This is a genomic window from Macrococcoides goetzii (assembly GCF_002742385.2).
Taxonomy (GTDB): Bacteria; Bacillota; Bacilli; order Staphylococcales; family Staphylococcaceae; genus Macrococcoides; species Macrococcoides goetzii.
Window position 1 is genome coordinate 344,285 of the sequence record NZ_MJBI02000001.1, and the last position, 12,355, is coordinate 356,639.

General features: G+C 34.3%; 15 protein-coding genes. 13 read left to right on the plus strand and 2 right to left on the minus strand.

What is annotated here, in order from left to right:
- Positions 1–10: 10 nt before the first annotated feature.
- Positions 11–394, minus strand: a complete 384-nt coding sequence (locus tag BFS35_RS01795; RefSeq protein ID WP_096076370.1) for a rhodanese-like domain-containing protein — start codon at positions 392–394, stop codon at positions 11–13.
- Positions 395–521: 127 nt separating this feature from the next.
- Between BFS35_RS01795 and BFS35_RS01800 the strand changes: the two genes are divergently transcribed.
- Positions 522–1,364 (plus strand): lipoate--protein ligase family protein, encoded by an 843-nt coding sequence (locus BFS35_RS01800; protein ID WP_099578419.1) that lies wholly within the window; start codon positions 522–524, stop codon positions 1,362–1,364.
- A 96-nt stretch (positions 1,365–1,460) separates the two neighbouring features.
- Here the strand turns inward: BFS35_RS01800 and BFS35_RS01805 are convergent, their stop codons facing one another.
- A complete protein-coding gene (locus BFS35_RS01805; RefSeq protein ID WP_099578417.1) occupies positions 1,461–2,051 on the minus strand; it encodes an LXG domain-containing protein in 591 nt (196 codons plus the stop codon).
- 92 nt (positions 2,052–2,143) lie between these two features.
- Here BFS35_RS01805 and BFS35_RS01810 point away from each other — a divergent pair, with 92 nt between their 5' ends.
- The 12 genes from BFS35_RS01810 (at position 2,144) to ahrC (ending at position 12,344) form a co-directional block, all read left to right on the plus strand.
- Positions 2,144–3,199, plus strand: coding sequence for a M24 family metallopeptidase (locus tag BFS35_RS01810; RefSeq protein WP_099578415.1), 1,056 nt, complete (start codon positions 2,144–2,146; stop codon positions 3,197–3,199).
- A gap of 24 nt (positions 3,200–3,223) precedes the next feature.
- Positions 3,224–3,781: an elongation factor P gene (efp, locus tag BFS35_RS01815; protein ID WP_096076375.1), complete on the plus strand. Its 558-nt coding sequence runs from the start codon at positions 3,224–3,226 to the stop codon at positions 3,779–3,781.
- A 128-nt stretch (positions 3,782–3,909) separates the two neighbouring features.
- A complete protein-coding gene (gene accB / locus BFS35_RS01820) occupies positions 3,910–4,377 on the plus strand; it encodes an acetyl-CoA carboxylase biotin carboxyl carrier protein (protein WP_099578413.1) in 468 nt (155 codons plus the stop codon).
- Position 4,378: 1 nt separating this feature from the next.
- On the plus strand, positions 4,379–5,725 hold the full coding sequence (gene accC, locus BFS35_RS01825; RefSeq protein ID WP_099578411.1) for an acetyl-CoA carboxylase biotin carboxylase subunit: 1,347 nt from the start codon (positions 4,379–4,381) through the stop codon (positions 5,723–5,725).
- Between the two features lie 88 nt (positions 5,726–5,813).
- Complete coding sequence (locus BFS35_RS01830; protein ID WP_096076378.1) at positions 5,814–6,161, plus strand: Asp23/Gls24 family envelope stress response protein; 348 nt, start codon at positions 5,814–5,816, stop codon at positions 6,159–6,161.
- Between the two features lie 44 nt (positions 6,162–6,205).
- Positions 6,206–6,598 (plus strand): transcription antitermination factor NusB, encoded by a 393-nt coding sequence (nusB, locus tag BFS35_RS01835; RefSeq protein WP_099578409.1) that lies wholly within the window; start codon positions 6,206–6,208, stop codon positions 6,596–6,598.
- Between the two features lie 7 nt (positions 6,599–6,605).
- On the plus strand, positions 6,606–7,931 hold the full coding sequence (gene xseA / locus BFS35_RS01840; RefSeq protein WP_099578407.1) for an exodeoxyribonuclease VII large subunit: 1,326 nt from the start codon (positions 6,606–6,608) through the stop codon (positions 7,929–7,931).
- A gap of 15 nt (positions 7,932–7,946) precedes the next feature.
- Entirely contained in the window at positions 7,947–8,141 is a 195-nt protein-coding gene (xseB, locus tag BFS35_RS01845) for an exodeoxyribonuclease VII small subunit (RefSeq protein WP_407943209.1), read from the plus strand.
- Positions 8,134–8,994 (plus strand): polyprenyl synthetase family protein, encoded by an 861-nt coding sequence (locus BFS35_RS01850; protein ID WP_099578403.1) that lies wholly within the window; start codon positions 8,134–8,136, stop codon positions 8,992–8,994. Before xseB ends, BFS35_RS01850 begins: the two co-directional genes overlap by 8 nt.
- A gap of 94 nt (positions 8,995–9,088) precedes the next feature.
- On the plus strand, positions 9,089–10,975 hold the full coding sequence (gene dxs / locus BFS35_RS01855; protein WP_099578401.1) for a 1-deoxy-D-xylulose-5-phosphate synthase: 1,887 nt from the start codon (positions 9,089–9,091) through the stop codon (positions 10,973–10,975).
- Complete coding sequence (locus tag BFS35_RS01860) at positions 10,962–11,795, plus strand: TlyA family RNA methyltransferase (protein ID WP_099578399.1); 834 nt, start codon at positions 10,962–10,964, stop codon at positions 11,793–11,795. Before dxs ends, BFS35_RS01860 begins: the two co-directional genes overlap by 14 nt.
- Before the next feature lie 96 nt (positions 11,796–11,891).
- Positions 11,892–12,344 carry a transcriptional regulator AhrC/ArgR gene (ahrC, locus tag BFS35_RS01865; protein WP_099578398.1) on the plus strand — a complete coding sequence of 151 codons (453 nt, stop codon included), beginning with the start codon at positions 11,892–11,894 and terminating at the stop codon, positions 12,342–12,344.
- The last annotated feature ends 11 nt before the right edge of the window (positions 12,345–12,355 follow it).

The window sequence follows — 12,355 nt, forward strand, 5'->3', positions numbered from 1 at the left end:
AATTATAAAATTATTTTTTCACTTTTAAATCATATTTCCAGTCTTTATAGCCATTTTTCAGCATATAAAGATTATTGTAACCATGCTTTTTAAGCATACGAGCTGCACGATAACTTGAGATACCATTTGCATCTACGAAGTAGATCGGTTGATCTTTACGTAACCCAAGCATTCTCGTTCTGAATATTGTCATTGGAATGTTTCTTGCACCATTAATATGTCCGTAATCATAATCTGCTTTTTCACGTAAATCGATGACCTGCGCTTTTCTTAAACCGCTTTTAAAGTCATCTTGACTTAATTCAGTAACAGCTTTACGATTGATAGAGTAATTAATTAGAATGTAAACTAACAAAGCAAGAAGTACGATTCCTAAAATATACCACATCGTCATTTTAGTAGTCCTCCTTTTATAATCATAGATTTATTATAGTAATAAAATCATATGATTTCAAAGTTATTTTACTTTTATTTTCTTTTTATTTTTATTTTGTGTGATTACGTTGGGGAGTTTGATTGAGATGGAAAATAGTAAAAAAGAAGAATGGTTATTTTTAAATACGAAGCAAAATGATCCTTATTTTAATATGGCGTTGGATGAAGCATTACTTAATTTTGTTTCAGAAGGTAAGCTGCCTCCTGTTATTCGATTTTATGGATGGAATCCTGCGACACTTTCAATTGGTTATTTTCAAAAATTAGAAAAAGAAATTGATTTAGAAAAGGTAAAATCAAATGGATATGGTTTAGTACGTCGTGCTACAGGTGGTCGCGGTGTACTACATGATAAAGAACTTACATATAGCGTTATCGTACCTGAAGAACATCCTGAAATGCCTAAGACTGTTACTGAAGCATATCGTGTTATTTCTCAAGGTCTACTCGAAGGTTTTATTGATTTAGGCTTTGATGCTTATTTTGCTGTTCCAAGAACAGAAGAACAACGCGCTAAACTGAAAGATCCTAGAAGTTCAGTCTGCTTTGATGCACCTAGTTGGTATGAACTGGTTGTAGAGGGTCGTAAAATTGCAGGCAGTGCACAAACCCGTCAAAAAGGTGTGATACTTCAACATGGTTCTATTTTGCAGTCCATTGACGTTGACGAGCTTTTTGACTTATTTACATATCAAAATCCGAGACTTAAAGATAAGATGAAAAAAGCCTTTTATTCTAAGGCGGTCAGTATACAGGATCTAACAGATAAAGAAATAACGATAGAAATGATGGAAGAAGCATTCTTTAAAGGTTTTGAAAAAGGTTTAAACAAAAAATTAGTTCCTTTTGAAATGACCGATGCATTAAGAGATGAGACGAATCGTTTAATGGAAAAATATAAAAGCGATGCGTGGACATATCGAAAATAATTACTTAAAGTCTTTCATTTATTATATAGAATATCGAAAGAAGATAATACAAAAAGAAAACTGGCACGATTCATATTATGGATCATGCCAGTTTTTTTATTGGAACTGTATTTCATTGAATTGATCGATTACTTTCTGTAAGGTAGCTTTTCCTTCTGAAACAAGCGTCTTATCCTTTTTATCATATCCTTTTTTAATCTTAGAAATCGCTATTTTCATATGCTTGTTAGCATCCTGAATCTGTTCATGGATATCTTCAAACGTTTTAGGTGGATTCGCTTTTTTAAATGGTGCTTCATATGTTTGAACCGCATCATCGATCGTTTGTTTTACTTCTGATAAACGATCTGACACCATCACATCTCCTTTCAGTTGATCAATCTTACCTTCAATGTCAGAGTATGTTTTAAATGCAGTAGCTAATTGAGTAGTGTATGCTTTAAAGTTTTGAGTGTACAAGTCATTTGTTATGGTGTTGCCACTTTTAGCTTGTTTGAGTTCGTTTTCTATATTATTCAATGTGTTATTTTTAGAAATATGTTTCGTTTTTTCGTTTTCAACTTTTTCTTTTAAATGTTCAACTTCTTTAGATAAAGTGTTCTTTTCTTTCGTAAGTTGTTCTGCTTCTGAAGGTCCACAAGCAGTTAGTAATAGACTCGTCGATAATAGTAAAAATATTTTTTTCATTTTGTTACGCCTCAATTCAAATAGTATCTTTATATATGTTAACATATATATAATGTTATAAAAAAGCTTATATATAGAGAGGAAGTAAAAATATGAAATTTGAAAAAGTAAATCAATTGTTAGATGAAAAATCATTAGATGCTGTTATTGTACTATCACAGTATAACAGAAGATATTTATCTGGATTTACAGGTTCAAGCGGTGCTTTAATCATTTCTAGAGATAAGAAATTTTTAGTAACAGATTTTAGATATATTGAACAGGCTACTGATCAAGCATCTGCATTTGAAATTGTTAAACATAGTAAACCGATACTTGATGAGATTCGCACGTTGATAGAAACATATGGCTATAAATCTATTGGATTTGAGGGAGATCTTATTACATATCAGCAACATCAAAACTTATTTAGTAATCATTATGAACTTGTCAATGTTGCTGGAGAAGTAGAACGTATTCGAATGATAAAAGAGCCACACGAAATTGAAATCATCCAGAAAGCTGCCGATATTGCTGATGCAACATTTGATTATATCTTACAGGTAACGAAGCCTGGTATGACTGAAATGCAGGTTAATAACTTAATGGAGATGAAAATGCGTGAACTAGGGGCAACGGGTTCTTCTTTCGATACAATTGTTGCAAGTGGTGTGCGTGGTGCATTACCGCATGGTGTTGCGAGTGATAAAGTGATTCAGACTGGTGAGATGATTACATTTGATTACGGTGCGATATATAATGGTTACATATCAGACATAACACGTACGATTGCTGTTGGTGATCCTAGTGAAGAAATGGTTAAGATTTATAACATCGTATTAGAATCACAAATGAAAGCTTTAAATGAAATTACGATGGGTATGTCAGGTGTAGAAGCAGATAAAATTGCGAGAGATGTGATTGAATCTTACGGTTACGGAGAAAATTTCGGACATTCATTAGGGCATGGCATAGGGCTTGAAGTGCACGAGGGACCAATGTTATCTTCAAAATCTCCTCATGTTCTGGAAGAAAACATGTGTGTAACATTAGAACCAGGTATATATGTCGATGGTTTAGGTGGCGTACGTATTGAAGATGATGTTTTAGTTACAAAAAATGGACTAAAGCGCTTTACACATTCAACAAAAGACCTTATTATTTTATAAGAGAGCTAATTAGGAGGAAATTTAATGATTTCAGTAAACGATTTTAAGACAGGTTTAACAATTGAAGTAGATAACGGGATTTGGAGAGTTATTGAATTCCAACACGTAAAACCAGGTAAGGGTGCTGCGTTCGTACGTTCTAAATTACGTAACTTACGTACTGGCGCTATTCAGGAAAAAACATTCCGTGCTGGTGAAAAAGTTGGTAAAGCACAAATCGATAATAAACGTATGCAATATTTATATGCTTCAGGTGATCAACATGTATTCATGGATAATGAATCTTATGAGCAATTAGAATTGCCAGAAAGCACGATTGAATACGAATTAAAATTCTTAAAAGAAAATATGGAAGTTCATATCCAAATGTATGAAGGAGAAACGTTAGGTGTTGAATTACCAAACACTGTAACATTAGAAGTAACAGAAACTGAACCTGGTATTAAAGGTGATACAGCACAAGGTGCAACAAAACAAGCAACTGTTGAAACGGGTTATACTTTAAACGTACCTTTATTCGTTAACCAAGGTGATAAATTAATCATCAATACTACTGACGGATCATATGTATCACGTGGATAAGCTATAAATTTTTATAAAGACATGCACATATTGCATGTCTTTTATTTTTTTCTTGTATTGGTCTGACCACTAGGATAAAATAAATTAGTAACTAGTCATAAAATCTTGTATAAAAAAAGGGGTACATCATGAAATTTGAAGATATTAAAAAACTTGTAGATTTAATAGACGCATCAAAAACATTAACTGAATTAAATTTAGAGCAGGATGAATATAAAATTGTGATCAAAAAAGAAAAAGAAATAGTACAGGCTCCAATTACTACAACATATGAAGTACCATCAGCACCAGTTATGCCTACACAGCAAATACAACCACAAACTCAACCAAATACTACATCACAGGCAGAAGCTATAGAATCAGGTAAAACAATAAATGCACCAATGGTCGGAACATTCTATAAATCACCTTCACCTGAAAGTGCGCCTTATGTCAGTGTCGGTGATAAAGTCAATGCTGACAGCACAGTATGTATTCTGGAGGCAATGAAATTATTTAATGAAATTCAGGCTGAAATCTCAGGAGTGATTGTAGAAATTCTTGTTGAAGATGGACAAATGGTTGAGTACGGACAACCGTTATTTAAGGTGAAATAATATGAAGAAAGTATTAGTCGCAAATCGTGGCGAGATAGCAGTAAGAATCATTCGTGCGTTAAAAGAGTTAAATATACAGTCAGTTGCTGTCTATTCAGAGGCAGACCGTGATGCCTTACATACTCAAATTGCTGATGAAGCTTATTGTATCGGACCGAAACAATCAAAAGATTCTTATTTAAATATCCCGAATATTTTAATGATCGCAAGCTCTACAGGTTGCGATGGTATTCATCCTGGATATGGCTTTTTAGCTGAGAATGCAAATTTTGCTGAAATGTGCGAAGCATGTCAAATTAAATTTATTGGGCCGAGCCACTATTCTATTTCTAAAATGGGAATTAAGGATGTAGCCAAAAAAGAAATGATAAAAGCAGATGTTCCGGTTGTTCCTGGCAGTGACGGATTATTAGAAAGTGTTGAAGATGCATTGACACTTGCGAATCAAATGGGTTATCCGGTTATCTTAAAAGCGACTGCTGGTGGCGGTGGAAAAGGGATTCGTGTAGCAAGAAATGATGAAGAACTCCGCAATGGTTATATGATGACCGAACAAGAAGCTGCTACAGCTTTCGGTAATCCAGGGTTATATTTAGAGAAATTTATTGAAGAATTTCGTCATGTTGAAATCCAAATATTAGCCGATCAATACGGTAATGTAATACATCTCGGAGAGCGAGACTGTACCATTCAGCGTCGTATGCAAAAACTTGTAGAAGAATCACCTTCACCGATTTTAGATGACACTACGAGAACTGCAATGGGGCAGGCAGCAGTGCGTGCAGCTGAAGCTGTAAACTATGAAGGTGCTGGTACGGTTGAATTTATCTATGATCTAGCAACGAAAGCATTTTACTTTATGGAAATGAATACACGTATTCAGGTTGAACATCCAGTTACTGAAATGGTGACAGGCATTGATCTGGTGAAATGGCAGATAAAAATTGCCGCAGGGGAAAGACTCACAATACAACAGGATGATGTTAAGATGTCAGGACATGCCATTGAACTTAGAATTAATGCAGAAAATCCTTATAAGAATTTTATGCCATCTCCAGGTCAAATTACACAATATGTTGTGCCAGGTGGATATGGTGTACGAATAGATTCAGCGTGTTATACGAACTATAAAATTCCACCCTTTTATGATTCCATGGTGGCCAAATTAATCGTCCATCAACCAACACGCGCTGAAGCGATTGAGTGTGCCAAACGTGCACTTGATGAATTTGTTGTAACCGGTGTTGATACGACGATACCTTTCCATCTTGCATTAATGGAAAATGATATTTTTAAATCTAATAAATATAGTACGAAGTTTTTAGAACAAAATGAAATACTTTCATAAAAAAGCGCTTATGCGTTTTTTTATTTTGCATTTAATATTATACTTAAAACATGTTATAGTATTAATATGAGATGGGAGGCATATATCAATGATTGAAACAAATAAAAAAGGCAATTTAGGTACTGTTGAAATTGCACCGAGTGTAATTGAAGTCATCGCTTCAATCGCTGTATCTGAAGTCAAAGGTGTATCACTTGTTCAAAAGAACAAATCTCTCGATAAATTAGGCGTTAAAAATCAAAAAGGTGTTAACGTGGAAGTCAAAGATGAAGATATCATTATCGATGCATACTGTGCTTTCGACTATGGTACAAAAATCTCAAAGACGGCAACACAAGTACAGCAATCTATAAAAAATGCATTAGGTAATATGACTGCGATTAGTCCGAAACAAATCAATGTGCATATCGTTAATGTAAAATTTAAAGAAAATTAATTTAGAGGATGCTTGCATCCTCTAAATTTTTGAAGGAGAAACATATGTCAAGAACAGAATCAAGACAACATGCAGTACAAATTTTATTTCAATTAGAAACAAAAGAACATGATATTACAATTGAAGAAGCAACAGCTTTTATTATTGAACCTCCTCTAAAGGATGAATTTTGTGAATCAATCGTTCGTGGTGTGAAAGCTCATGAAACAGACATCGATGGTAAAATATCACCGCATCTTAAGCAGTGGACGCTTGACCGTATCAATAAGATTGATCGTATTATATTAAGAATGAGTACATATGAAATTTTATACACTGATGCACCAGAAAAAGTAGTTGTTAATGAAGCGGTGAACTTAGCGAAAACTTATAGTGATGATGACAGCTATAAATTTATCAACGGTGTTTTAAGTGAAATAATAAAAAATAAAGCGTAGTGATGATATGGAAAAGTATTTAACGGTAAGTGCGTTAAGTAAATATATAAAAGTAAAGTTTGATAGAGACCCTTATTTACAGGAAGTCTATATTAAAGGTGAACTTTCAAATTATAAGCGTCACTCCAGTGGACATCATTATTTTGCATTAAAAGATAATGGTGCCATTATTCAATGTATGATGTTTAGTCGTGATGCCAGTAAATTATCTTTTACTCCTAAAGAGGGAGATAGTGTACTTATTACCGGTCGCGTTTCATCATATGAAGCACGAGGCAACTATCAATTGTATGTTAATACGATGACGCTTGATGGTATTGGGTTATTATATGAGAAATTTGAACAACTTAAAAAAGAGTTTCAGGAAAAAGGATATTTTAATAGAGAACATAAACAGGCTTTACCAAAATACCCGAAGCATATTGCAGTACTTACAGCAAGTACAGGAGCGGCTGTACAGGATATACGTACTACTTTAAATAATCGATATCCTCTAGCAGAAGTAACGTATATATCAACACTTGTACAAGGTGCAGGTGCTAAAGAAGATATCGTAAAAAATATTGAACAGGCAGATGCTATCGATGCTGATGTAATTATTCTTGGACGTGGTGGAGGATCGATCGAAGATTTATGGGCTTTTAACGAATCCATTGTCGTTGAAGCCATCTATAACGCACGCACACCAATCATTTCAGCAGTTGGTCATGAAACAGATACAACTTTATCAGATTTTGTAGCTGATTTACGTGCGCCAACCCCAACTGGAGCGGCCGTTCTTGCAACGCCTGACGTCCGTGAATTAGATGCGCAGATTAAAAAAGCACGTGAGTTCATGAATCATAAAATTAACAATATATTACGTCATCGAATGCAACACTTAAATCAGCTTGAGAATTATTATATTTTTAAGAATCCATATATGCTTGTTGAACAAAAGGTTCAGCGAATCGATGAAATTCAGAATAATATGAAGTACATGATGAATACGATGCTGCAACAAGAAAAGCATCGTACATCAACATTGACACAATTTATTACGCCTAAAACTTTACAGGATAAAGTAAGTCAACTTCAAAAAGATATTGAGAATAAACAACATCAGATAAATAGAACAATTCAATATATGATGTCGTTGAAACAGTCAGCATTTCAATCTCGTCTGGCACTGCTTAGTAGCTTAAGCCCGACTGAAACGTTACTGCGTGGCTATAGTATTACGCGTCATAATGATTTCATTGTGCGTTCTGTAGATGATGTTAACATTGGTGATGTGTTAGAAGTTGAAATAAAGGATGGTAAAGTAATCAGTGAAATAATTGAAAAGAAATAACTAGGGGTGTCTTCCATGGCTAAAGATTTTGAAACGATGATGAATGAATTAGAAACGATAGTTAAACAACTTGACAATGAAAATGTGTCTCTTAAAAAATCGATAGAACTTTATGAAGCAGGTGTGAAATTATCTAAAGCTTGTCAGGATAAACTGAAAGAAGCAGAGGAGAAAATTGCAAAGCTTCAAGAGGCAGATACAAATGAATAAGGGATATATTGAGACGATTAATGGTGCAATCGATAAACTCTATCAAGAAAAAGCTGTGTCTTCACAATTAAATGATTCGATAATCTATTCGCTTAAAGCGGGAGGTAAACGTGTTCGTCCGTTACTGTTAATGACAACGCTTGAGAGTCTAGGTGGTGATCCTAAAGATGGATTAGCATTTGGCTTGGCGGTTGAAATGATACATACATATTCATTGATTCATGATGATCTTCCAGCGATGGATGATGATGATTATCGTAGAGGTAAGCTCACAAATCATAAAGTTTTTGGTGAGGCGACAGCGATATTAGCAGGAGATGCATTATTAACTGATAGTTTTCACCAGATCATTAATGCTAATTATTCTGATGCAACAAAAATAAAACTTTTAGCTTTATTATCTGATGCTGCCGGGTCAAAAGGTATGGTCGCAGGACAAATGCTTGATATGGAGAGCGAAAATAAATCAATTGATATGATTACTTTAGAGACCATTCACCATCATAAAACAGGAGATTTAATTCACGCATCTATCTATGCTGCAGGTATAATCCTAAATCTGAATGATGATATTCTATCATCACTAGATAAAGTAGGAAGAAATATTGGATTAATGTTTCAGATAAAAGATGATATTTTAGATGTAGAAGGTGATTTCGAATCAATCGGAAAAGCTGTTGGAAGTGATGCAGAAAATGCAAAAAGCACCTACGTTTCTCTAATTGGTCTGGAAGCATCTAAACAAAGACTAAATGAAATCTATAATGACACTGTAGAAATTGTTGGCAATATTACTCTAAGCAAAGCGCCGCTTATAGAATTAATTGATTTTATTGTCAATAGAAACAAATAAAAGCCTTTGCAGGGCTTTTTTTATTTTTCATGCATTCGTAAACAATGATATAATAGGAAACATATTAAAGTAAGAGAGATGTAGGTGGGAATTCATGGATGTATCGAAAATAAAAGATCCATCGTTTATTAAAAATTTAACAGATGATGAGTTAGTTGAATTAAGTGGCGATATTCGTCAGTTTCTTATAGAGAAATGTGCAATTACCGGTGGGCATATCGGGGCAAATTTAGGTGTTGTAGAATTAACAATCGCCATGCATAGAAGTTTTAACAGTCCACAGGATAAACTTATCTTTGATGTAGGGCATCAGGCATATATTCATAAAATTTTAACTGGCCGTGGAGAGAAATTTGATACTTTACGCCAATACAAAGGTTTAAGTGGATTTCCGAAACTAAATGAAAGTCCACATGATGTATGGGAAGCAGGTCATTCTTCAACGTCATTATCAGCAGCAATTGGAATGGCGAAAGCACGTGATATTCTAGGTGAAGATTATGATGTCGTGCCGATTATCGGTGACGGTGCTTTAACGGGTGGTATGGCGTTAGAAGCATTAAATCACATCGGACATGATAAAACTGATATGACGATTGTCTTAAACGATAATGAAATGAGTATAGCACCAAATGTTGGTGCAATGCACAATATGTTTGGTCGATTACGTACAAATCAAAATTATAATCGAGCAAAAGTTGATATTGATGGTTTCTTGAGTAAATTACCGGGTGGTCATAAGTTAAGAGATTCAGCTGATCGCATTAAAGATAGTCTGAAATATCTTGTTGTTACAGGTGTATTCTTTGAAGAACTTGGTATTAAATATGTTGGGCCGGTAGATGGACATAATTTTAATGATCTTAAAGAAGCTTTCGAGACATCTAAACGTATTAACGGTCCGGTTATCGTTCATGTTATTACTAAAAAAGGTAAAGGTTATCGACCTGCTGAGAACGATAAAATAGGGACTTGGCATGGATTAGGACCATATAAACTAGAAACTGGTGAACAGGTTAAAGGTAGCTCAAAAGCACCCGCATGGAGTCAAATCTTCAGTGACACGGTACAAAGTTTTGCAGAAAATGATAAACATATTGTTGCAATTACGCCAGCGATGCCTGTAGGAAGTAAGTTGACGAGGTTCCAGGCAGAATTACCTGAGCAGTTCTTTGATGTCGGTATCGCTGAACAACATGCAGTTACAATGGCGGCTGGACTAGCTGCGAATGGCATGAAACCGTATGTTGCAATTTATTCAACATTTTTACAACGTGCTTATGATCAAATGTTACATGACGTTGATCGTCAAAACTTACATGTTGTATTTGGTATTGACCGTTCAGGTCTTGTTGGTGCAGATGGTGAAACACATCAAGGTGTGTTTGATATACCATTCTTAAGTCATATGCCTAATATTACAATTATGATGCCAAAAGATGAGAATGAAGCACGTCATATGCTGCATAGTGCTTTTTATGAATACTCAGGACCTATTGCGATACGTTACCCAAGAGGAAATGGAATTGGTGTAGATGTTGATGATAATTTGCAACCCGTACCATATGGTACATGGGAAACCATTCATGATGGTCAGGATGTCGCCGTACTAAGTTTCGGACCGACATTACAACTTATTGAAGAAGTGCGTGATGAACTATTAAAAGAAGGTATCACTATTGAAGTGGTTAATGCACGATTTATTAAACCACTAGATACAGACTATCTGGATAAGATTGCACAGGAAGATAAAGCGATAATTACAGTTGAAGAGTCAATGTTGAGCGGTGGTTTTGGATCATTAATCGTCAATTACTTCAATGATAACCATCAGCATATAGATATTAAACGAATCGGTATTGACGATGAATATATTGAGCATGGTGATGTAGAATTATTGCTGAATGATATCGGAATTTCAAAAGCAAATATCATCAATGAAATAAAACAATCACTGAAGCGTAAACATGAAAAAAATTAGAATTGATGATTGGCTCGTTGAACATGACTATTATGAAACAAAAGATGCCGCTATGCGTGCTGTCATGGCAGGGCTCATTTTTAATGATAATATCCGCATTGATACTGCAGGAGAGAAAATTAATCCTATAACTGCAAAAATCCGCGTAAAAGATAAGCGAAAAAAATATGTAAGTCGTGGTGGATATAAGCTTGAAAAAGCAATTGACTATTTTGATTTAAATTTAATTGATGTCATTCATCTTGATATCGGATCTTCAACTGGTGGATTTACAGACTGTGCATTACAAAATGGCGCGCGTCATTCATATGCTTTGGATGTCGGTACGAATCAATTAGACTATCGTTTACGCATTCATGATAAAGTTACAGTTATGGAACAGACAAATTTTAGATATGTGACAAAAGAACAGTTTAATCCGATACCGAATTTTATTACGATAGACGTAAGTTTTATTTCTTTATCGGTAATTCTCAATAAACTTGTTGAAATAGTAGAACACGGAGCTACAATTATTGCACTCATCAAGCCTCAATTTGAAGCAAGATATGAATTTGTTGATAAAGGAATAGTTCACGATAAAGATGAACATATCCGGGTTTTAGATGAAATGATCCAGCTATGTAAGAAACTGAATATTCAAGTCAATGGTATTACCTTTTCACCAATTACAGGTCAAAAAGGAAATATTGAATATTTATTACATAGTCAAGTTATTACTGATAATGATGAAATTATTAATGATGTTACCTTTGATAAAAATCAGTCACAATCAACAGCAATGATTGTGGAACAAGCATTTAACATATTAAATGATTAAACCACCGAAGGAAATTCGGTGGTTTTTTCGTATACAATAAATTGTATGTATGCTAAAATTATCTGTATAATTATACAGGAACAAGGGGGCGTAGGTATGGCGAATAAAACCATCCGACAAATTAAAATCAGAGAGATCATCTCCAATCAACAAATAGAAACACAGGAAGATCTCGTTGAGAAATTAAATGAATATAATTTAAATGTAACACAAGCAACTATATCTCGTGATATAAAAGAATTACAATTAATTAAAGTACCCACACCTAGTGGACAATATATTTACTCACTACCAAGAGATAGAAAATACCATCCACTTGATAAATTAGGACGCTATTTAATGGATTCATTTGTTAAATTGGATAGTGCTGACAATTTACTTATCTTAAAAACTTTACCTGGAAATGCACAGTCAATCGGTGCTATTTTAGATCAGTTAGAATGGGAAGAAGTCATTGGTACGATTTGTGGGGATGATACTTGTCTATTAATCTGTAAAGATAAAAAAGCAGGAGAAGTGATTACTGAACGTATATTTAACATGCTTTAATTGGGGGATTT

Coding starts and splice junctions, on each gene's coding strand:
- BFS35_RS01795 (WP_096076370.1), bottom strand. CDS start 394: ATGACGATGTGGTATATTTTAGGAATCGTACTTCTTGCTTTGTTAGTT.
- BFS35_RS01800 (WP_099578419.1), top strand. CDS start 522: ATGGAAAATAGTAAAAAAGAAGAATGGTTATTTTTAAATACGAAGCAA.
- BFS35_RS01805 (WP_099578417.1), bottom strand. CDS start 2,051: ATGAAAAAAATATTTTTACTATTATCGACGAGTCTATTACTAACTGCT.
- BFS35_RS01810 (WP_099578415.1), top strand. CDS start 2,144: ATGAAATTTGAAAAAGTAAATCAATTGTTAGATGAAAAATCATTAGAT.
- efp (WP_096076375.1), top strand. CDS start 3,224: ATGATTTCAGTAAACGATTTTAAGACAGGTTTAACAATTGAAGTAGAT.
- accB (WP_099578413.1), top strand. CDS start 3,910: ATGAAATTTGAAGATATTAAAAAACTTGTAGATTTAATAGACGCATCA.
- accC (WP_099578411.1), top strand. CDS start 4,379: ATGAAGAAAGTATTAGTCGCAAATCGTGGCGAGATAGCAGTAAGAATC.
- BFS35_RS01830 (WP_096076378.1), top strand. CDS start 5,814: ATGATTGAAACAAATAAAAAAGGCAATTTAGGTACTGTTGAAATTGCA.
- nusB (WP_099578409.1), top strand. CDS start 6,206: ATGTCAAGAACAGAATCAAGACAACATGCAGTACAAATTTTATTTCAA.
- xseA (WP_099578407.1), top strand. CDS start 6,606: ATGGAAAAGTATTTAACGGTAAGTGCGTTAAGTAAATATATAAAAGTA.
- xseB (WP_407943209.1), top strand. CDS start 7,947: ATGGCTAAAGATTTTGAAACGATGATGAATGAATTAGAAACGATAGTT.
- BFS35_RS01850 (WP_099578403.1), top strand. CDS start 8,134: ATGAATAAGGGATATATTGAGACGATTAATGGTGCAATCGATAAACTC.
- dxs (WP_099578401.1), top strand. CDS start 9,089: ATGGATGTATCGAAAATAAAAGATCCATCGTTTATTAAAAATTTAACA.
- BFS35_RS01860 (WP_099578399.1), top strand. CDS start 10,962: ATGAAAAAAATTAGAATTGATGATTGGCTCGTTGAACATGACTATTAT.
- ahrC (WP_099578398.1), top strand. CDS start 11,892: ATGGCGAATAAAACCATCCGACAAATTAAAATCAGAGAGATCATCTCC.